Source organism: Cyclobacterium lianum (genome assembly GCF_900143075.1).
Classification (GTDB): domain Bacteria; phylum Bacteroidota; class Bacteroidia; order Cytophagales; family Cyclobacteriaceae; genus Cyclobacterium; species Cyclobacterium lianum.
Genome location: NZ_FRCY01000006.1, coordinates 312792 through 334938 on the forward strand (window position 1 = coordinate 312792; position 22147 = coordinate 334938).

General features: G+C 47.1%; 16 protein-coding genes and 1 riboswitch. Of the genes, 10 read left to right on the forward strand and 6 right to left on the reverse strand.

What is annotated here, in order from left to right:
- The first annotated feature begins 1 nt into the window (after position 1).
- Entirely contained in the window at positions 2–1414 is a 1413-nt protein-coding gene (locus tag BUB19_RS12515) for a Dyp-type peroxidase (protein WP_073094873.1), read from the forward strand.
- A complete protein-coding gene (locus tag BUB19_RS12520) occupies positions 1407–2363 on the forward strand; it encodes a catalase family protein (RefSeq protein WP_073094874.1) in 957 nt (318 codons plus the stop codon). The genes BUB19_RS12515 and BUB19_RS12520 overlap by 8 nt, the downstream gene beginning before the upstream one ends.
- Here the strand turns inward: BUB19_RS12520 and BUB19_RS12525 are convergent.
- Positions 2358–4277 (reverse strand): D-arabinono-1,4-lactone oxidase, encoded by a 1920-nt coding sequence (locus tag BUB19_RS12525; protein WP_073094875.1) that lies wholly within the window; start codon positions 4275–4277, stop codon positions 2358–2360. The two genes, BUB19_RS12520 and BUB19_RS12525, sit on opposite strands and share 6 nt — an antisense overlap.
- 160 nt (positions 4278–4437) lie before the next feature.
- Positions 4438–4533, forward strand: a riboswitch (TPP riboswitch).
- A gap of 67 nt (positions 4534–4600) precedes the next feature.
- Between BUB19_RS12525 and BUB19_RS12530 the strand changes: the two genes are divergently transcribed.
- The 5 genes from BUB19_RS12530 to BUB19_RS12550 all read left to right on the forward strand — a co-directional run bounded on the left by BUB19_RS12530 (position 4601) and on the right by BUB19_RS12550 (position 9488).
- Complete coding sequence (locus BUB19_RS12530; protein WP_073094876.1) at positions 4601–5323, forward strand: class I SAM-dependent methyltransferase; 723 nt, start codon at positions 4601–4603, stop codon at positions 5321–5323.
- Between the two features lie 4 nt (positions 5324–5327).
- The gene (locus tag BUB19_RS12535) at positions 5328–6383 is read left to right on the forward strand and encodes an AIR synthase family protein (protein ID WP_073094877.1); all 1056 of its coding nucleotides are present in this window, start codon (positions 5328–5330) and stop codon (positions 6381–6383) included.
- A complete protein-coding gene (locus BUB19_RS12540) occupies positions 6380–7045 on the forward strand; it encodes a thiamine phosphate synthase (protein ID WP_073094928.1) in 666 nt (221 codons plus the stop codon). Before BUB19_RS12535 ends, BUB19_RS12540 begins: the two co-directional genes overlap by 4 nt.
- On the forward strand, positions 7026–7292 hold the full coding sequence (locus tag BUB19_RS12545; RefSeq protein WP_073094878.1) for a Trm112 family protein: 267 nt from the start codon (positions 7026–7028) through the stop codon (positions 7290–7292). Before BUB19_RS12540 ends, BUB19_RS12545 begins: the two co-directional genes overlap by 20 nt.
- Positions 7293–7526: 234 nt before the next feature.
- On the forward strand, positions 7527–9488 hold the full coding sequence (locus tag BUB19_RS12550) for a CASTOR/POLLUX-related putative ion channel (RefSeq protein WP_073094879.1): 1962 nt from the start codon (positions 7527–7529) through the stop codon (positions 9486–9488).
- Positions 9489–9883: 395 nt separating this feature from the next.
- Here BUB19_RS12550 and BUB19_RS12555 read toward each other — a convergent pair whose 3' ends face one another.
- The 3 genes from BUB19_RS12555 to BUB19_RS12565 form a co-directional block, all read right to left on the reverse strand.
- Positions 9884–11278, reverse strand: coding sequence for an MATE family efflux transporter (locus tag BUB19_RS12555; RefSeq protein ID WP_073094880.1), 1395 nt, complete (start codon positions 11276–11278; stop codon positions 9884–9886).
- A 102-nt stretch (positions 11279–11380) separates the two neighbouring features.
- Positions 11381–12454: an agmatinase family protein gene (locus BUB19_RS12560; protein WP_073094881.1), complete on the reverse strand. Its 1074-nt coding sequence runs from the start codon at positions 12452–12454 to the stop codon at positions 11381–11383.
- Between the two features lie 46 nt (positions 12455–12500).
- Positions 12501–12977, reverse strand: a complete 477-nt coding sequence (locus BUB19_RS12565; protein WP_073094882.1) for a SixA phosphatase family protein — start codon at positions 12975–12977, stop codon at positions 12501–12503.
- A gap of 169 nt (positions 12978–13146) precedes the next feature.
- Here BUB19_RS12565 and topA point away from each other — a divergent pair, with 169 nt between their 5' ends.
- A complete protein-coding gene (topA, locus tag BUB19_RS12570) occupies positions 13147–15492 on the forward strand; it encodes a type I DNA topoisomerase (RefSeq protein WP_073094883.1) in 2346 nt (781 codons plus the stop codon).
- A 175-nt stretch (positions 15493–15667) separates the two neighbouring features.
- On the opposite strand, the gene BUB19_RS12575 is transcribed toward topA, so the two are convergent.
- Positions 15668–16594 (reverse strand): ThuA domain-containing protein, encoded by a 927-nt coding sequence (locus BUB19_RS12575; protein WP_073094884.1) that lies wholly within the window; start codon positions 16592–16594, stop codon positions 15668–15670.
- A 488-nt stretch (positions 16595–17082) separates the two neighbouring features.
- Between BUB19_RS12575 and BUB19_RS12580 the strand changes: the two genes are divergently transcribed.
- Complete coding sequence (locus tag BUB19_RS12580) at positions 17083–19545, forward strand: TonB-dependent receptor (RefSeq protein WP_073094885.1); 2463 nt, start codon at positions 17083–17085, stop codon at positions 19543–19545.
- Positions 19546–19560: 15 nt separating this feature from the next.
- Positions 19561–20844: a PepSY-associated TM helix domain-containing protein gene (locus BUB19_RS12585; RefSeq protein WP_178371490.1), complete on the forward strand. Its 1284-nt coding sequence runs from the start codon at positions 19561–19563 to the stop codon at positions 20842–20844.
- A gap of 1072 nt (positions 20845–21916) precedes the next feature.
- Here the strand turns inward: BUB19_RS12585 and BUB19_RS24365 are convergent.
- Positions 21917–22147: hypothetical protein (locus BUB19_RS24365; RefSeq protein ID WP_218588564.1), on the reverse strand; the 231-nt coding region annotated here is incomplete at its 5' end.

Genomic DNA, 22147 nt, shown 5'->3' on the forward strand with positions numbered 1-22147 from the left:
TATGACGGTACTTGAAAAAGATGACATACAAGGATTGTTACTCAGGGGCCACGGCCAGCTCAGCAGTGCAAGCTATTTATTGTACGCTTTTACCAATCCTGCAAAAGCGAGACATTTTTTACAAGTCCTTGTTCCAAAAGTCACGACCGCAGCAGAAAAACCTGAGGATACAGCCATTCAAATCGCACTTACCTATGATGGGATGGCTTATCTGAACCTTCCCGACCCGGTTATGCAGAGTTTTTGCCGGGAGTTCAAAGAGGGCATGACAGCAGCCCACAGGCAGTTTATATTGGGAGATACGGGAGAAAACGCGCCTAAAAACTGGAACTGGGGTGAGAAAAGTCCGCATTTCATGTTGATGGTATTCGGAAAAAGCCCGGAGGCACTGCAGCTTGCCTTGGCAGAAGTCAATGCGCTGACATCAAGTCATGGTATCACTGCACTACACGTGTTGCCCACTGGTATGCTGCACAACAGAAAAGAACACTTCGGATTCAGGGACGATATTTCCCGGCCAGTCATACGCGAACTGCTCAAAAACCCCGAAAATGCTCAGGAGGAGACCTTCCCTGCCGGAGAGTTTATTATGGGGTATAAAAATCTTTATGAGGAATATGCTTCCTGCCCGACGGTCCCGGCAGCTATGGACAAAAAGGGGGATTTGCCGCCACACCCTGATGACAGCAATCTGAAAGACCTTGGAAAAAACGGAACTTACCTGGTTTTCAGACAAATGGAACAAAAAGTACATGCATTCTGGCAATACATGAAAGCCCAAAGCAAGGACAACCAATCCGCCATTGCACTGGCTAGCAAAATGGTGGGCAGGTGGCCGGACGGCTCTCCTTTGACCCTTTGTCCCGCAAGACCAACGCCCAGCCTTTCCGAAGCCAATGATTTTGGATTTTGGCAGGATGATAAAGCCGGATTAAAATGCCCCATCGGATCCCATATCCGGCGTACCAATCCCAGAGACCATCTCGTGACCGAAACCAGCCAAAAGGATTCTACCGAAATGGCTGCCAAGCACCGCATGATCAGAAAAGGAAGACCCTATGGACCGCCTTTCGTCCCGGACCTAAACCCGGAAAAAATGATAACCAGGAAAGAGGATAACCAGGAAAGAGGACTACATTTTATCTGTATGGTAACTGACATCCGCAGACAATTTGAATTTGTGCAGAACAATTGGGTCAATTTCCACAAATTTGGAGGTCTGGAACATGATGCAGACCCCATCATTGGCAACCACTACCATAATGAATCCAGGAAAACCGATGAATTCAGTCTACCTCAATATCCGGTAAGACGAAAACTGGATCAATTGCCCAATTTTACCCTCATCAAGGGGGGCGCCTACTTCTTTTTTCCGGGCATTAAGGCTTTACAATATATGGCAGACCATGACTGAAACCTATACACCAGGAGAGCAGAAAGACATTGACGAACTGATCGGGGTAATGAAAGATTACCTGAAAAAACAGTATCCGACAGGCAGGATTCTGAGAAATTTTCACCCCAAAATGCACGGCCTGTTGAAGGCCCGATTGAGCATTCGTGAGGATATTCCGGAATCGCTGCGCGTTGGGATCTTCGATCAAGCCAAACAATACGATGCCTGGATACGACTTTCCAATGCGCCTCCCAAGGTACAATCGGACAAACCGGCCTCCGGCAGGGGGCTTGCACTAAAAATCGTGCAGGTAGAGGGGGAAATGCTGGAAGAGGACCCTTTGGGAATGCCCAGTCAAAACATATTGATGACCACCAGCCCCATATTGTCTACCTGGACCATCCGTTTGTATAAAAAAGCCATCCGAGCAGTACTGTTTGGATTCTGGGAAAGGCTGCGTTTCGCTATCCACCCGGCTCACTGGCGCAGTATTTACCTCACTTTCAAATTTGCTGCCAAACATGATAACCTGCTTTCGCAGACCTATTTCTCGGGAGGGGCATTCAGACATGGCCCGGACCATTTTGTGAAGTATGTACTGACACCTAATAATCCGGCATTGGGTTATACCATTGGCGGCCCACGCTCAGACAACTTTCTGAAGGAGCAACTGAGGGAAGATTGCCAGAAACGGGAACATGCATTTACCCTCAATGTGCAGCTTCATAGAAACGAAAGGAAACAGCCCCTGGAAAATACCTCGAAAGTATGGGAAGCCGACCTGATCCCGGTTGCCAACCTGCATATCCCCAAGCAGGATTTTGATACTGAAGAAAGAAGAACTATGGGGGAAAACATGGAGTTTTCTCCCTGGATAGGGCTGCAGGCACATGCCCCTGTAGGTGGCATCAACAGGGCCAGGAGGAGGGTATATCAGGAGCTGGCCGCCTTCAGGAAATCACTATGATTGTCGTATTCGCTCTAAGAAAGCGTTGTAAAAAGTACTGCCTCCGAAAAATTCCTGCTCCTTTTCCCAGTCCCTGAACCGCGGAAAGGCCTTTTCTACCATTGGCCGGTGCCAGGGCTCCACAGATAGGCCCCAGTGGGGAACAGCCCCCAATGCCAGCAATTCCCGCTCCAGCCGCATGAACAAGGGATAGCTGCCAGTAACGTCCTTTACACTCACCAACTCTATCATACACATATCCGACTGGTTCATCATGGACAAATGAGCCGGGCATTTTTTTGCAAATCGCAAAGCAAACGGCGCCGCCAGCAACTGATCATATTCCTGTGAGGCTTCGCAATTTTTGATGATCAAATCCACTGCATCAAAGACCTTTTCCAGCGGGAATCCAAACTCAATCGCATAACCATAAAATTTCAGTTCACCCAGGCCCTGATCCAGTACATTTCTGGCCAGATCCTCAAATCCTCCGCCGGCATCCTCCTTGTGATCCACCAATCTTTTAAGAGAATTATTGGTCATTCTGGGAATGGACAGGTGGTTTTTATTGAACACCCAGGGGGAAAGCCTGCCGGAAATGGCAATGCCGGAAATGAAAGAGGAGATATAGTTTCTCTCCCTTCCCGCATGGTGGGAACCGGATTCCGATTCGCTGTAATTGCGCGTGGTGACCAGGCATTTCCTCTTTTTACCTTCTGCAGTAGCCGCCTCATGATCGCAATAAGGATTGATTAGCACCTCAAAATGCCGGTGCGCATTGATATAGGCATACATACCTTTTTCCATCATTTCCTTTTTTACATCCTCCCAATTCCTCAAAATCCGCTCTTCGAACAGCCGGTAGTCTGGCTGTGCTTCCAGGATCATCGAAAAAACTATCCCTACTGAGCCGATACCGACCATTACTGCATTGAACTTATCGTCGTCCTGGATCAGTGTGATGCCATGTTTTTTTACCTGCTCATCTTTCTCAAAAATATCGGGGTCGGTGATGCCGTCTGCGGGTTCTACTCTAAATATCCTTCCCCCTTTTCCCACAATGGTCATGGATTTGGCAAATGCCGATACTGGTCCTATCCCGATACCTGAGCCATGGGTAGATGTGGCAATGGCGCCAGATATGGACTGAATGCTGGATCCGCCCTGATTGATCAAGGCCAGACCGTGGTGGCTGAGGGCCTGGATCAGGTGCCGTATCTTTGTACCTCCGCCGGTTTCAAAAAGATAGTGGATTTCCGTTTCCTTTCGGTTACAATAATTTACCTCCACATCAAATCCATTCCGGTATTTCTCTTTGATCCATTCCCGGGCTGGCCTTTGGGTCATGTTCATGTCCTGGGTACAAACCATGTAATCCTCACATTGGGCCACGGCCGTGAGGGCATGGCCTGACCCAACGGCACGGATTTTCCGGCCGTTTTTTTCGGCGAGCTTCACGAGTGAACAGACTTCTTCCAGTCCTTCATAGTCATAGGCCTCGCAATGCGGTGCTGTTGGTGAAAAATCTTTGTATTCCCCGTTACCAGGTACGAAAAACTGGAGAGGCTCCGAAAAATGGTTGCCAAACCAATTGGTCCACTTCTGGCGTTTTTGCTTTTCCTTAGGAAAAAAATCTTCTTTCGTCAACTCTTTATCAAGCGACAAAATCACCCTTTCGTGGCTCTCCATGTTCCTATTGAGCCGATTTTCTACCAGTCTGCGCACAAACCTGGGGCGGATTATAAAATTGATGACCCCCACCCAACGATTTCTTTTGATCCTCGAACAGTGGTCGGTCAATGTGTCATCCAATAGCTCTATGTGTTTGGGTACATTGTCCCGGTTAAAAATAACCTGAAACACCAGACGGGCAAGGACCCAGGAAATAATGGTATTGCCCTTTTTCCAGGATAAAAATTTGGATAAAGCTGTCATCTAAGTTAAAGGTTTTTGTTCCAACAAGTTAGGAATATATGGGAAATTTCCGAAAAGTTTCAAAGAAATTTGGTAATCTTTTAAACTGCCTGGCTGGAAAGAATCCGGCTGATCGGGTCTTTTTGATTTGTTACGGGAATTGGATAGCTTTGCAACTGAAACAGAACGCACGGGGTGCTGGAATTTATTCCGGCTGAGATCATACCCGAAACCTGATTTGGATAATGCCAACGTAGGGATGCAGGCCGGAATTCCATTTGTAATCTGTAGCGCCATTCCTCAGGCAGCCCCGCGCGCACGACACTTTTATACAATAAATTACTATGGAATTGGAAAAAACCGGGGGTGAACTTATTCCCCAGACCCAACAAAACTGGCAAAACAGACCCGAATGGTTCTTCAATCGCAAACATACCGATACCTACGAGTTGTGGTATGAAGGCCGGTACAAAAGGGCAGAAATCTGGCAAAAGAAAGTCATGGAACAGTTGGTGGCCAGGGACAGCAGGATCAAAACGCTGCTGGAGTTTGGTTGTGGCACCACCCGTTTTACGCGCTGGTGGAAAGAAATTGGCATAGAAGCTTTCGGCGGCGACATCTCGCCCCTAATGCTTTCGCAGGCAATTCACCTGTTTGAGGGAGATCTCGTAATGGCCGATTCGCACCACATGCCTTTCAGGGACCAGAGCTTCGATGCCCTGGCCTTTATTACCACCTTTGAATACTACAAAGATCCGGTAAGGGTGATCCGTGAGGCAGCCAGGGTAGGAAAATATGGTATCGCCATGGGCATGATGAACAGAAACTCTCCCAAAGTACTGCGCAGAAGGGTTCAGCAGCTTTTCGGAAAAAACCCCTTCTATGTCACCGCCACCTTCTACACTCCACAACAATTGATAAAAATTATTCAGGAAGCCTTAAAAGGCAGGACTTACTCGATAGAATGGTCCTGTACTGGCCTGCCCAGGTGGTTTCCGGTCCAGCAATGGGGGCTGCCCTATGGCGATTTTTTCGGGCTGTATGTTCAACTTCATGATGTAACTTAAAATTATGACAGCTTTACTCGGTAAAATAGATGAGGATTTGATTGAGCACTTTATTGCGTCAAAATGCGGGGCACACAGGGCCGAGGTCTTGGTGAAACCAGGCTTTGGAAGGGACGTATCGCTCGTACAGCTTTCAGAAAACCAGGTAATGGCCCTGTCCAGCGATCCCCTTTCACTGATACCATCCCTGGGCCTGCAGGAATCTGCCTGGCTGTCTGTGCAACTGATGGCAAACGATATGGCCACCACCGGCTTTGCGCCACAATATGGGCAGTTTGTATTGAATCTACCTGCAGGTTTTTCCAGAGAGGCATTCCGGGAATATTGGGAATACATCCATAACTTCTGCAAGGACATTGGAATGGCCATAACCGGTGGCCATACCGGTTTTGTCGAGGGACAAAATTCGACAATAGCCGGCGGCGGGACCTTCGTCAGCATCATTCCAGGACATCAGGCACTCACTGCAGACAAAGCCCGGCCGGGAGACCGGCTGCTGGTTACCAAAACGGCTGCCCTGTCCTCATCAGCCATATTGGCCATGAGTTTTCCGGAAACGGTACGGGATAAATTGGGGAATGAGACTTACCAAAAGGCCTGCGCCTCATTTTACGAAAGTTCATCTTTGAAAGATGGGCTGTCCGCAGTCGGTGATTTCAGCGAAAAATCCGTAACCGCCATGCACGATGTTACCGAAGGGGGTATTCTCGGAGCGATTTACGAGATGGCCGCAGCTGCAGGATGTGGCGTGAGCCTTGCCAGGGAGCAGCTTCCCGTAGCGCCGGTCCAGGCCGGTATTTGCAAGTTCTTCGAACTGGACCCGCTGTACTGTATAGGGGCCGGCTCTATGATCATCGCCTGCCAGAAAGCTCAGGCTGATCTGGTGCAGGAACGGGTGAGGGCCCAGGGTATCGCATGCACTGCTGTAGGGGAATTGACAAATCACTCGGATGGTATGGTTCTATTGGAAAAAGATGGCAGGGCACTACCGCTGGAATACCAAAAAACCGATCCATACTGGGCCGCATTTTCGAAAGCATTCAAACAGGGATGGAAATGAAAAAACTAAATCTTCAACAAAGAAAGGGAATTTACCTGATTATTGATCCTTCATCCGGGCCTGAAAAGGAAATTTTCCGCCTCATGGAAGAGCTATGCCGGTATCCGCTCATGGCCTTGCAGATATGGGATCATTTCAGGCCTGATCAGGATCAAATTGGTTTTATCCGAAAAATATGCCAGATTACCCGGCATCATCCCTTTCCCGTACTGATCAATAACCAATGGGAATGGGTAGCGGGTACCGGTCTGCACGGGGTGCATTTTGACGATCTCCCGGAAGACCTGGAAAGCATACAACAAAAATTACCGGAAAACAGCCTGCTCGGTATCACCTGCAACAATGACCTTGACTTTGTCCGAAAGGCTGAAAGAAAAGGTTTTGATTACCTGTCCTTTTGTTCGGTTTTCCCCTCCCCTACAGCCAATAGCTGCGAGCTGGTTTCCTTCGAAACCATCCGGGAGACCCATAAAAACTGCAAGCTGCCTTTTTTTCTGGCGGGAGGAATTGACCTGCAAAATCTCTCGAAACTTGAAGACATCCCCTTCTCCGGCATAGCCGTGGTATCTGGCATCATGCAAGCCGAAAATCCCGGAAAGGCCATAGAAAACTACCTTAAAAAATTAGAAAAAATCTCCAGAAATGAAATTAACAACTATTGATAAATTGTGTTGTCCCTTTGATCACGCTGACCTGGAATTGACCCGGATAACTGAAGACACCGGGGGAAAAATTATTGAGGGCTGGTTGTATTGTCCGGACTGTAAACGGATTTATCCCATTGTCAAGGGTATTCCTATAATGAGCCCGGATGCATACCGGGAGTTTGAAATGGAAAAGCCCCTGTTTGAAAAATGGCAAAAGCAGCTCAAGGGGAGAAAGGTGAAAAATTTCAGGCTGATTGAATGAAGGGAACAGTATTGTGATCGACTTATTATCCATCTGAAGCTCCGGAGATCTCCCATCAGGCGCCCCGAAATGTTTGGCTGAGAGCATGGACCTGTTTAGCCATCAGGATAGCGGGTTATAAAACGCATTCAGCCGGTCAAGGAGGTAATTATCCGCTGAAGCCATGAAATAATTTCTGGCTTATTCTTGTGAAATGGCTAAATTGAGAAAGTTTTCTTTTTTTAAACATCCGATATGCGCATAAAAAGACCCCGGATCCGGCAAAAAATAATATTCACGCTGGAACGGCAATTGGTAAAGGGAGCCCATTATCAGCTATTGTTGCTGGCAGCGCTGATCGGCCTGATCTCGATTGTCGGGGGCATACTGGTGATGCCCTCAGGAGAACCTACCAGCACTTTTGGAGAATCGGTATGGTGGGCATTTTTACGGCTTAGTGATCCGGGATACCTGGGAGATGATCAGGGCAATTGGCGGAGGTTTATCTCCACGCTGATAACAGTGGCCGGATATGTAGTTTTCCTGGGCTCCCTGGTAGCAGTAATCACCACCTGGATGAACCGGAAAATCAGGCATCTGGAACAGGGATTGACGCCAGTTACAGCCAACAACCATATCCTGATTCTGGGTTGGTCTAACCGGACCATCCATATTGCTGCTGAAATTTTCCAGTCAGTAGGTCGGATCAGGCGATTTCTGGAAAAATACGATGCCAAAAAGCTACAATTGATCATTCTCTCCGAGGAGGTTAGCTCTTTTCAGATGCAGGAGCTCAAAGACCATCCCATGATCGGCACCCGGGCCCATGAAATTGTGTTGCGCACAGGCCTGGCCATTGACCGAGAACATTTGCGCCGGGTGGATAGCCTCAATGCTTCCTGCGTCATTGTACCCAGCCTGGCCTACGGACGGAAGGAATTGATCAGTCCGGATATCGAAACCATCAAATGCCTGCTTTCATTGAATGCAGAGGCCCAGGCCCAAAACAACCAGGACCTGCCCTACGTGGTAGCAGAAATTCAGGACGAAAACAAGATCAATGCTGCCAGACGATCCTATACCGGCCCTTTGGAAGTAATAGGCAGCAATACCATCATCAGCCGCCTAATGGCCCAGAATATTCGCCACCCGGGGCTTTCAGCGGTCTACAACGAAATCCTTTCGCAGGTAGACGACAACAACCTGTTCTCACAGGTTTTTCCGGAGTTAACCGGTCAGCCCATGGGACGCCTGAAGAGGGCGTTTACCAGGGCTGTAGTTCTGGGCATTGTTAAATCCGAAGGCGAACATTTCTCTCCTCAGTTAAACTTGCCGGATGACTATCTACTGGAAGACGATGTTCTTTTGGTGTTGCTTGCCAAAAATTCCACTGATCTGGTATGGAGAAAAGACCGGATTTCAACCGATTATGCACCGATGCCCTTTCTGGGAATGCTTCCTGTAGAAGAATTGGAAAACAGGATTAACATTCTGGTATTGGGCTGGAATGAGCATGTCCCGGCGCTGATCAGGGAATTGTGCACCTACGAGGATGAAAAATACTTCATTCGCCTGGTAGGCTTGCGCCCAATCGCCGAAAGGGAAAAGGAACTGGCTTTTCTCAGTGAAAACGGTGATCGGGTGGTAGTGGAAAATGTAGTCGCAGATTTTATCCGGGAATCTGAGATCAGGAAATTAGCAGCGGAGACTTTTGACCATATCCTTATGGTGAGCAGTGACAGGATGGAAGAGGAAGAGGAAGCCGATGCAAGGACGATGGTGGGTTATGTACTTCTTGAAGAGGTACTGGAAAAAGCCAGTAAACGGCCGTCCGTGTTGCTGGAGCTTTCGGATCCCAGTAATGAATCCCTTATCCGGCGTTTTCAGAGTGAAGTCATCATCAGCCCTATGGTATTGAGTCATCTCCTGGCCGGTATTGCCCTACAGCGCGAACTCAACAGTATTTACAATGAACTTTTTACGGTGGGCGGCGCAGAAATCATCTTCCGTAATTTACCGGAATATGGCCTTTCGTCCGGAAAGAAACGTTTCGATGAACTTGAATCCCTGGCAAGTGCCCATGGTGAGACTATCCTGGGCGTCTACCTGGATCGTCCTGATGCGTCTGGCAATCACCTGTTGCTAAACCCCGCTAAAAGCCATGAAATCGGGCTCTCTGACAATGATCGGTTCGTGGTACTAACGACCTTTTATTGAATAAAACGTCTTTTTTTTTAATCCGATCAGCCAAAAATCCCTATCTCCGGATGGCGATCATCACTTTTAACATTTTATACCCATATTGGTTACATATGGGTACCCAGTGCTCTGACGGATCCATGTATCTTTGAACGAGTCAAGCATAAAGAAAACATTTTATCTTATCTTGCCTATCAAAACCTAACTCAACTACCGGTTTCTCTCATATACCGGTAGTTTTTTTTATTGTATCACGGCAAATGATCCGGTATTCCGGTATAAATCCTGCCCCACCATCAAAACTGCTATTGAAGTTTCCCGTGTATTTTAACCTGCGCTGTCCGGGCAAACCGATAGGTTTTTCCACTGGCCCACTTTACCTAAAATACAAAACCACAGTACCCTGGTCCAAATCAGGCTTTGGCAAATTTCCATGCTCCCTTTCTGAAAAACCATAGGGCGATCATGGCATGCAGAGAGTGACAAATCGCAATGCTGATAAAAATCCCTTTGGTTTCGAGTCCGTAGCTAATGGCCAGCACATAGGCCAGGGGAATTTCCAACAGCCAGAAGACACCCACGTTGATGTAGGCTGGGGTTTTGGTATCGCCGGCACCATTAAAGGCCTGCACCATCACCATCCCTACCGCGTAAAAAATGTAGCCGAGAACCGTAATCTTTAACCCTGTAGCTGCAATATCCCGGACACCCGCTTCGGCAGCGAAAAATCCGGCCAGATCATCGGCAAACAGTAGGTAAATCATCGTCACTGCCGCCAGAAAGATAAAATTGTACCGGGCCGTGAGAAAGGTGGATATTTCCGCTCGAAAGGCTTTGCCTGCACCCAGGTTCTGCCCTACCAGCGTAGCAGCAGCCGCAGAGAGGCCCCAGGCCGGCATCAGGCTGAACAACAATACCCTGAAGGCAATGGTATAGCCAGCCACTGCGACACTTCCAAATTCGGATGCAATTCTGGTCAGAATAATCCAGGCTGCCGAATCCACCAGAAACTGTCCCATACCTCCGGCAGAGATGTGTATGATTTTCCTGAGGGTCTCCCATCGAATCCTGAGGTTTTTTTGTTTGATCACCAAACGGTGCTTGCCATTTAGCAAATGGTACAATTGATAAACCACACCCAGGCTTCTTCCCAGGGTGGTGGCCCATGCTGCCCCTACCAGACCGAATCCTTCGAATGATCCCCAACCAAAAATCAATAGCGGATCCAGGAGAATATTCAATCCATTGGATATCCACAAAGCCCTCATGGCAAGATGAGGTGAACCAGCCCCCCTGAAGATACCATTGATCAGAAATAGCAGCATGATGGCCATGTTGCCCAGAAAAATGATTTCGGTATAGGCCTTTCCCGTTTTCAATACCTCGTCTTCGGCTCCCATGACCGAGAGGATATCTCCGGCATAGATGTATCCTCCCGCTCCCAGCAGAATGGAGGCCACCATCCCTACAAAAAGCAACTGAAATGCAACCGTTCCGGCCCGTTGAAATTTCTTCTCGCCGAATCTTCTCGCCACCATGGCCGTACCAGCCATACTGATCCCGACTCCCAATGAGTAAATGATGGTCAATACAGCCTCCGTAAGGCCCACAGTGGCTACCGCATGTTCTCCCAGCCGGCTTACAAAAAAAATATCGACTACCGCAAAAAGGGACTCCATGATCATTTCCAGGATCATCGGCACTGCGAGCAGAATGATACCCGATTTGATCGGGATCCTCGTGTAATCCTGCTCATCTCCCCGAAGAGATTCGGATAACAATTGCCAAAATTGAGTTCGCTTTTTCATCAGGAAAAATCAAATGGCAAATATCGGAAAAATAGGGTTAATTGTGTGCCCACCCTATGTTAACTTTTCCAGACTTCTAAACTCTGGAAAAGTCATATCAAATTATAGCCACTTCAACTTTCCCTGGGAGACGGCAGCCAGATTGACCAACCGGTACAACAGACGCGCAGCAACATTCGCATCCCAATCGCTTCCGTCCGGACCGGGAGCGACCTCCACCAGGTCAAAGCCAATAATTTTCCTGCCTGATAGCACCAGTTTTTTGAGCAAAAAATCCACCTGTTCAAAATCCAGTCCACCAGGCACGGGGGTACCGGTATGGGGACAAAGTGAAGGGTTCAATCCATCGATGTCTATAGTAAGGTATACCTTATCGGGCAATTGGTCCAGGATATCCGCACATACAGAGGCCCAGGTACGCCCTTCGTACATTTCTGCCTTCAGGTATTTGTCGCTATACAGCCAGATGCGCTCGTCTGAGTGGATCAGGTCATATTCTTCTTCGCAATAGTCCCGGATGCCCACCTGCACAAGCGATGAGACCTGATGCAATTCAAGGAAATTGGCAGCAATGGACGCATGCGAATAGGTAAAGCCCTCGTAGGCCTGCCTGAGGTCGGCGTGTGCGTCGATCTGCAATATGCCGAAGGAAGTATGATGGGCTGCATTGGCCCTGATCGCCCCCAGGGGGCTGCTGTGGTCTCCACCCAGAAGTCCAAATAGCTTCCCTTTATCCAGGTACTGCTTTGCCTGCCGGTACACCCAATCATTCATCTCTTCACAGGCCTTGTTGACGATATCGGGAACAGCTGCAAAGCGTTCTCCCTGGACATCTCCGGCACCTTCCTCGAGCCATTCTATGTAATTTCCAGCCAACAAGCGGTATTTGTTGTTGTCTGCCTGCAGATTTTCATCAATAGGCAACAGCGATACGCCAAGTTTCCAGGCATCTTTGATGTCCTCCTGAAAAAGGTCAACCTGCCGGGAGGCAGCCAGGATTGCTTCAGGGCCGCGGGCGGTGCCGGAGTGATAGGAGACTGTGACTTCCCAGGGGACTGGAAGGACGACTACCTCACTTTCTTCAGTTGTGAAGGGAAGCCCAAACAGCTTTCCGGCGACACCAACCCCATTGGGGTCAAAAGTTGGATAAATTTGATTGACTTTCGAATTACTCATGATGATAACCTGGGGTTTTAAACGAATTGCATGGTGTAGTATTGGCTTATTGAAGAATTTCTTCCAGACTGCCGGTATTTTTTGACACCGTATTCCATTCCAAATCCTCAAAATGCAGGCGTGCTATCATACCAGGTGAAAACATCAGGTGTCCCTCTCCTGTTAGATAGGCAGCGAGCATGCTGATGGCTGGGTTATGTCCTACCAGCAAAACCTGATTTGTTTCCGGTGAAATATCGTTGATCAGCTCAAGGAGTGTATCCCTGCTGGCGCGGTAAATGGAAGGTACTCCGACACTGTTGCCTGGATGCAGGTGTCTGCCGAGTATTCGGGCAGTCATCTGGCAACGCCTCGCGGGGCTGTAAAGGAGCAATTCACATTGCTGCCCGTTGATGGCCATCAACCGGCCGAGCCTTTCTACCTGCTGCATTCCTGCGGCTGTGAGGCTACGATCAGCATCAACGGCCGCAATGTCAGGAGATACAGCTTCACCGTGACGGGCAAGTAAAAGTTCCTTGTGCATAAACCAAAATTCATATCTGAAATGAAAATTAAATATCCTGATTTTATACCGGCAATAAAAATTGCTTGGGTTGAATATTTGGAAGAGAATTATATGACATCTATTTTTAGGCCAAAATAAGGGGATAATTCCTCGGCCCCACATATTTTTATTTCAAAACAAGCAAACCATGCCAAAGAATTTAGTCATTGTCGAGTCACCCGCAAAAGCCAAAACCATAGAAGGTTACCTGGGAAAAGACTATAAGGTCACTTCCAGCTACGGGCACGTGCGGGACCTTCCCAAGGGAGAAAATGCCATCGACATAAAAAATAAATTCAAACCCACCTATGAGGTCAGCCCGGATAAAAAGGAGGTTATCCGGGAATTAAAAAAACTGGTCAAAGAGGCGGAAACCATTTTCCTGGCAAGTGACGATGACCGGGAGGGAGAAGCCATTTCCTGGCACCTAAAAGAAGTGCTTGGCTTAACGGATGAAAATACCAAACGCATTGTGTTTCGTGAGATCACCAAAACTGCTATTACCAAGGCCCTGGAATCCCCCAGGAAAATAGATCTGGACCTGGTCAACGCCCAACAGGCAAGGCGAATTTTAGATCGCCTGGTGGGCTTCGAATTGTCCCCGGTGCTGTGGAAAAAAATCAAGGCCGGTCTTTCGGCCGGCAGGGTGCAGTCCGTCGCGGTCCGCTTTATAGTGGACAGAGAAAGAGAGATAGAGAAATTCAAACCCAGTTCCTCCTTCAAGATCACCGCCCTTTTTGATGTGGAAGGCAAGCAACTTCAAGCCGAACTGCCGAAAAAATTTGAAACCAGGGAGGAGGCCGAAAACTTTCTGAAAAATTGTCTCCAGGCGGAATTTTCCATCAAATCCCTGGAAACCAAACCGGCAAAGAAAAGCCCGGCTGCTCCATTTACTACCTCCACCCTGCAGCAGGAAGCGAGCCGCAAGTTGTATTTTTCTGTAGCCCAGACGATGAGTATAGCGCAGAAACTATACGAATCCGGCAGGATCACCTACATGCGAACCGACAGTGTGAATCTGTCGGAAGACGCCCTGAAAGGCGCGGAGAAGGAGATCAAAAATGCTTTTGGCAATGACTATCACCAGAAACGAAAATACACCTCCAAGTCTGAGGGTGCACAGGAGGCACATGAAGCCATTCGCCCGACCGATTTTTCGGTTACCGAAGCCGGTAACGACCGGAATGAACAGCGCCTGTACGAACTCATCTGGAAGCGTGCCATTGCTTCTCAAATGGCAGATGCTCAACTGGAAAAAACCAATGTTTCCATAGCCATTTCAAATGCAGATCAAACGCTCAGTGCCAGTGGGGAAGTGATCAAATTTCAGGGCTTCCTGAAAGTCTATCTGGAAAGTACCGATGAGGACGAAGAAGAAGAGACTACCACTAAAGGACTGCTTCCTCCCCTGAAAAAAGGCCAGGTACTGGACCTTACAGAAATGAAAGGCAGGCAATCCTTTACCCGGCCGGCACCCCGATACACAGAAGCATCGCTGGTGAAAAAACTGGAGGAAATGGGCATCGGTCGTCCTTCTACCTATGCTCCTACTATTTCTACGATACAGAAACGAAACTACGTACTAAAGGAATCCAGAGAGGGTAGTCCGAGGAAGTATACAGAGATGCTTATCCGCAAAGGAAAATTTGAGGAGGCGGAAAAGACAGAAACCACCGGAACAGAGAAAAACAAACTCTTTCCGACCAATATTGCTATGGTTGTCAATGATTTTCTCGTAGAACACTTTCCCAATGTCATCGATTTTTCTTTTACAGCCAAGGTGGAAAAAGAATTTGACCACATTGCTCAGGGAGGGCAGCTCTGGGAGGAAATGATCGAAAACTTCTACGGCGCCTTCCATTCCAAGGTAGAGCAAACTGAAAATATCAAGCGCACAGATGTAAACAGCTCAAGGGAGCTGGGGGAAGACCCCAAAACGGGCAAAAAAGTCATCGCAAGGCTGGGGAAATTTGGCCCACTGGTACAGATCGGGGAGCAAGAGGACGAGGAAAAGCAATTTGCCAGCCTTCGGAAGGGCCAATTTATAGAAAGTATCAGCCTGGAAGAGGCGCTGGAACTTTTCAAATTGCCACGGGATGTGGGGTATTTTGAGGACAAGAAAATTGTGGCTGCCATAGGCAGGTTTGGACCTTATATCCGGCATGATGGCAAATTTGTATCCCTGGGCAAGGAGTATGACCCGCATTCCGTCAACGAGGAAGAGGCCATAGCACTGATCAAGGCAAAAAGGGAAGCAGACGCCAAAAAGCACATCAAATCCTTTAATGAGGATCCGGAGGTGCAGGTACTAATGGGCCGCTGGGGACCCTACATCAAAAAAGGCCGCAACAACTATAAAATACCCAAAGACAAGGAAGCAGAAAAACTCACCTTTGCCGAGATCACGGAGATCATAGAGAGCCAGGGAGATGGTAAAAAGGGTAAGGCAAAGCCAAAAAAGACTGCGGCGGGGAAAAAGAAGGCGAAGAAGTAAGAAAATCAACAGCGGGAACAAACGCGCCTGTTCCCGGCTGAATACAATTTGCCAGCAATTCCGGAAATCAAAAGATGTGAGCCAATAAAAAATCTTCCTCCCTGCCGTCAATACAAAAGACTGCGGGGATTGATTTTTTCCGCAGTCTTTCGCATTGTCTTATTCAATCTCAAATCTATTCTGGCTTGATTCCCTCCATAGTACTGTCATCGGCCTTCAAATCTCCGGCGACGTACTGCAGGCCATCCAGGAAAAACTGCAGCAGCTCAGGCTGATCCATGCTCTGCGCGTTGTGTGAGGGGGAGCTGTAAAATACCCGGCCTTTTCCATGCTTTTTGATCCAGGCTACGTAGATGGTATTGTTATCGACTTCCTTTCTTTTACCTTCGATTTTGTCGGCTTCTATGTACAAGAGCGGACGGAAATTGTAATCGAAATAGGCATTTTTGAAGAAATAAGGTTCGTCCACATGGGTAAAACCCTTGCCGTCAAATGCCTGCACCAGGGGGTGCGAGGGATCTACCTCCTTCAGATGCATCTCCTGTTGCCTGGGATGGTAATCAAAGCTACCGCCTACCATAGCACTGAATTTCTCAGAATTGTTTTGCACTGTGATGGCACCATGCATGATCATCAAACCACCGCCCTTGGCCACATATTCCATCAGGTTCTCCTCATACATGGCCGACAATTCCGCGATTTTTGCTTCTCCCAGGCTGCTGTTCTGCCTGAGTAGGTCAGCAAACAGATCCCGGTCCGGGCCTGAAGGATTGGAATTGTTCAGTATGATTGCGTCATACTGCTTTAAATGCTTTGCATCAAAGCTATCTATATCCCGGGAAATGGTAATGTCAAAGGCTCCTGTCTTCTTGGCCAGTATTTTCAACATTTCATTGTTGTGGGGGATGATCCAATGGTAAAATCCGGTATGTTGGGAAAAAACCAGGACCTTTCTTAGGGGAGCATCCACCCTGGTGTCTGCAGGTGCTAGCGATTCAATTTTCTCCAGCCATTCCTCGCTGACAGGAAAATCCTTCATGCTTTGGGCAAAAGTGCTGCACGACAAACAAATGATCACTAGGGTGTAAATTACTTTTTTCATTATTGTTTTGTAGAAGATAATAAAATTAATAACCGATCCCCAAGGCCAAAAGGAGGACATACAGTTCGCCATTACCGGGATTTGATATGAGCTGCTTCAGGTACTCCGGGATTTATCCGGGTTGAATATAGGGCAAAAAGTTGATCGTTCCAACGCATTATCCAGCTCGCCGGTAAAATCAACTATTACCGGAAAAATTGTCAAAATTAACTATTTTCTCAGGCAAGGTATCAGATGCATGACCAGCCATCCAAATAGTAGCTACTCCACTTGCGAAAAAAAACAAATTTTTTCCATTCTTGCCCCTTTGAATCAAGTGATTTATCTGTATTGTAGAAGCACTGGCTATTGATAGTCATGCACAATTTTTAGGGAAAATAATTTACCATAGAAAAAATCAATCTGGATTTAGTCTAAATCATTTTTTCTTTTCTGAAGCATGTTGCAAATTTGCTATTATTTTAAATCAATCTAAATAAAACTCTGTGATGAAAGCTATACGTATTTTCGGGTGCCTTCTACTGTTTATGGCCACCGGCTGCCTAATGGCTCAATCTGGATCCATTAACGGACAGGTAAGAAATACCACCGGCGATCCGCTAGAATTTGTAACCGTAGGGATTGCCGGAAGCAGCGGTGGAGATGTTACCGATGCCGAGGGTCGATTCGCCATTCAAAACCTGAACGCAGGCCGATATAACCTGATATTTTCTTCCATGGGGTACGAAACGCAAAACAGGATGGTCAGCCTTGCATCTGACGGTCAGGCCAGCCTGGATGTGGTCTTATCGGAAGGCCTGTTTGGTCTGCAAACGATAGAAATCACCGGTAGAAGAGAAACAAGCTATGACAATAAGGAGACGTTTTCTGCCACCAAAACAGCATCTTTGATCAAAAATGTACCCTCCACCATTAATTTTGTAACCAAGGAGCTGATGCTTGACCAGGTAGCGTTTACTGTAAATGATGTGGTCAAGAATGTGGCTGGGGTAAACCAGTTTTCTTTTTACAATGACATTTCTATACGTGGTTTTCGTGTTCAGGGCCAGCAGAATTCCGGCACCTTGTTGAATGGCATGCGGACATTTACCAGCTTCTGGAAACCCCAATTGGTTCCGCACATCGAGCGGGTGGAAGTAATCAAAGGACCTGCATCTGCCCTGTTTGGCAATGCATCCCCGGGTGGGGCCATCAACCGGGTTACCAAAAAGCCTTTGGCAGAATCGAGAAAATCCATATCCACCTCGGTAGGAAGCTTCAATACACTCCGGACTTTGGCAGATTTTACCGGCACGATGACCGAAGACAAAAAACTACTTTACCGGCTCAACCTGGGCTTTGAAAACTCAGACGGATTCAGAGATCTTCAATTTAGCAGAAACCTGGTCATCGCCCCTTCCTTCGCTTTTTTGCCTTCCGACAATACCAGCCTGAATTTTGACATTGTCTACCAGGATTCTAAAGGCCGACTGGATCGGGGACAGGCCGCCTTTGGCAATAGGGATCTGTATTCCACTCCCATCACCACTTCTTTAAGTGCAGTAAATGACTATCTGGACGAAACCACCATAAACGCAACCCTGTCACTGCGGCACCAGTTTTCTGAACGGATTAGTTTTAACAGCACCTATCAACTGTCCAGTTACAATGAAGATCTGCTGGAGCACCGCACCTCCAACAGATTCGCCTCTCTTGGGGATGGCTCATTTGACGAAAGTAAGGTGGCCATGCGGGTTTTTATCCGTAAGAGATCCTGGAACAACAACTCCATCAACAATTACCTGAACATAGATTTCGATGCGGGATCAATAAAAAACACTTTGCTTATCGGTCACGACTATTTCAGACAGGAACAGTTACCAGGCGGTTCTCAACTTGAAGCCCGCTCCTACCTGCTCCAAAATGGAACTGCCACCAACGTCTACAATCCTGCTAATGCAGTGAATTATGTACTGGATGATGCCGGAAACCCCGTCACCAATGTAGACCATTTTGATCTGAGCTCGCCTATAGGAAATGGCATGCGGGATATGAGTAAATACATTTACAATCAGGTGACCTACAATCAGTTTATGCAGGAATCCCATGGCCTTTATCTTCAAAATCAATCCGAAATTGGTCCGTTGAAGATATTACTGGGACTGCGTCAGGAATATTTTACCGACTACCTGAATTACAACAGCCCCGGCGAAGAGATCGTGGACCAGCAGGCCTTGCTTCCGAGGGTCGGCCTTGTATATAGCCTGCTTCCCAACACCAATCTCTATGGCACCTGGGTACAGGGATACCAACCGCAGACAGCAGCAGCCTTTATCAACCCCGAAGCAGGAGGTCCCTTCGATCCGCTTACCAGTGAAATGGTAGAGATCGGCGCCAAGTCGGAATGGTTTAACAAGCGCCTGAGTGCCACCCTGTCGGTTTATCAAATAATAGAACGGGGAGGCCTGTACAATGCCAATGATCCCAACAATCCGGAAAGACTGGAACAAATCGGAGAGGAACAATCCCGGGGTATTGAAATGAACCTGAGTGGCAACATCCTTCCCAACTGGTCCATCGTTGCCGGGTATGCTTTTAATGATGCCAAAATCACTGCATCGGATATAGAGGGAATAATCGGCAGGCAAAAACCAAACGCTCCCCGCAATACGGCAAATTTCTGGACAAAATACATTTTCGAATCGGGTGCCTTCAAAGATTTGGGTATTGGCCTGGGCTACAATCATGTTTCGGATCGCTTCGGGTCTATCGTATCTGCTACCGAACCCGACATATTCCCATCGTACGGGATATTTGATACAGCACTTTATTACAAACTGAGCAAGGTGCAGTTTCAGATCAATGTCAATAACCTGTTTAACGAGACCTACTGGGTTGGCGGATATGACGTGATCCGGGCCTTTCCCGGCAGCCCCAGAAATATCATGACTACCGTTTCCTATACCTTCTAATAAAAGAAGTTGCTGGTGAAACTGAATAAGAAAACGCTGTTTCAGCTACACAGCTGGATAGGTATCAAGTTAAGCATACTATTTTTTATAGTATGCTTTTCAGGTACCCTGGCCACCCTGAGCAATGAGATGGACTGGCTTTTCTACCCTGCCATTCGCGCATCAGGTGAGGGAGAACGGGTACCTTATAATCAACTGGTAGATCAATTACAGGAAGCATATCCGGAAGGAGCCATCAGCTACTGGTTGATGCCAAAGGAATCCTATTTGAACGATATCGTTTATATAGACCTGCAGGGTCAGCGGTATTATGTATTTGTAGATCCGCTCAGCGGCGAAGTAAAAGGAGATACCACCGTCACTTTTCAGCGTTTTTTTCGTGACTTCCATTATTATCTCTTCATGCCCTTTTACCAGATCGGCTACTTCATGGTACTGATATTCTCCTTTTTTCTGGCCATTTCATTGGTCACGGCAGTTATGTTTTACAAGAAATGGTGGAAAAAACTTTTTGAGTTAAAATCGGGTAATGGAAAACTGATGTTTTTCCGCAGCCTGCACCGCCTTATTGGACTTTGGTCCTTACCCTTTGCCATACTGTTTTCACTGACGGGTATTTGGTATTTTGTAGAAAGAACCAACCTGGGAAAGGTATCAGACATCTCCAATCCGGTACCCCCAGGACTGGATAATTCGGGCGAAAATCAAACCGGCCGGTTCGCCTTTTCCTACCAGGTGGATTATGACAAAGCTGCGCAGGTAGCTAAAGAGGCGATCCCGGGGCTACAGATAAGGGGGATCGTTCCCACAAACGATGTGAACAAGCCCATTTACTTTCGTGGTACAAGTCATGTTCCACTGGTAAGAAACCGTGCCAACCGGGTATACCTGGATCCTCTCAGCTACCGGCCGGTGATGGTTCAGAAAGCGGAAGATATCCCTACAGTGATGTACCTCAATGACATCGCTGACCCGCTGCATTTTGGCAATTGGGGAGGGTTAAGCACCAAAATCCTATGGTTTCTTGCCGGCCTCTCCCTTTCCGGCCTGGTTTTGACGGGCATTTGGATTGCCTTAAAGCGGCAGGTAAAAAAAGCAGGTGTCAAACCTATGGGCAGGTGGAAATACGTCAATTGGATTATCGCCCTTGTTATTACCGGCTTTATGTATTCATTTATGATCCTGCGATACTCCCTTTCCTGGCAGCCGTTGGTTGTCGTAGGTTTGCTATTGGGGCTGATTAGCTGGTTAAGCTGGTATATTTTTGTTTTCAGACTGCAAAAAACATCCCGGCTCTAGCGCAAGAAACCAGACCAATTCATTTTACGGAGAAGTGAGCTACTTTGGCCTGGCAGGAACAGCGGATCCTTAAGCCTTTATTTCACAAAAAAGCCATATCAAACTGATAAAACCTTTATCTGCCTTCCTCACGAACCAACCTGGCAATGCCAACAGGCAAGGCGGGCAAATTCCGGCCGGGAAAGGTCTCTCGGTGGGCTGCCCAGGATTGAGACAAGCACACATTGCAGCCTACATTCAATCGGCAAAACTCGCCAGGTACCGTATCACTCCCGGAACTGCGCAGGCAGCATATGACATTGTCCCGGCCAGGGATAAGTATGGATACAAATACCCTTCAAATGACCTGCAAGGTTTAATTTAGTTTAATTACAAACTATTATCTTTCTTTTGACATGGGAAACATTTTCTTATTCTTGCAGTATATATAGTATAACCAAAAAGGATACATGTTATGGATAAAGTTTGTTCAAATTGCAATCATTGGGAACCAAAGGCTCCCGTTGTAGCTGACAAGAAAAATTATGGTGAATGCAACAAATTAAGTCACCTTGAATCAAAAATGGACCCTGATTATATCATTCCGGTGTTGAATAACGGCAAACCTATCGATCAGAATACCAAGTCGATAGAGTTCATTACCGGCGCAGGTTTTGGATGTAACCAATTTGCCAGCGCTTAGAAAATAAAAAGCTCTATGGTTAACGTTTTGACTGTAGAGTTTATTTTTGCAGGTATATTTAGATTTGATCTATATATAATATGCAGTAAATTTCTTCTCTGCTTATTTATTTTTAATATAAATTGATCCTGAATTTTATATAATATTTTTCCTTTTTCGATTTAAATAAACAAGCTATTTGATCTATCTGCATTTTCCCTTGCACATTGTCCCGTAATTTTCAGTGCTCCGACTATGCCTGAATCCTATGAACTCCGTGTAGTGGATTGATGGCATCAGCAACCAATGCTATTAAGTTAAGAAAAAAATGGCCTCTTGAGACAAAATAAGCCGATTTTCCTTATGAAAACCGGCCTACTTTAGGTAAATTATGTTGTCTTAAACATATAGCTATGAAGGTACAAAATACCAACCAAAACACGACGGATATATCTTGCGAATGTCCGAAAAAAAATCTTTGATAAAATACAATATACTGAAAATCAGGACAGTTACTGTTCTGATCCTGCCCATTTTTCCAGGTCTTCCCCACTCGACTTCCAAACTGTAGTACTTTCGGTGCTCCAACTGTTCAAAGAATCCGCTGATTCTGATACTGAAGACGTCCTTTCCAAGCTGGGG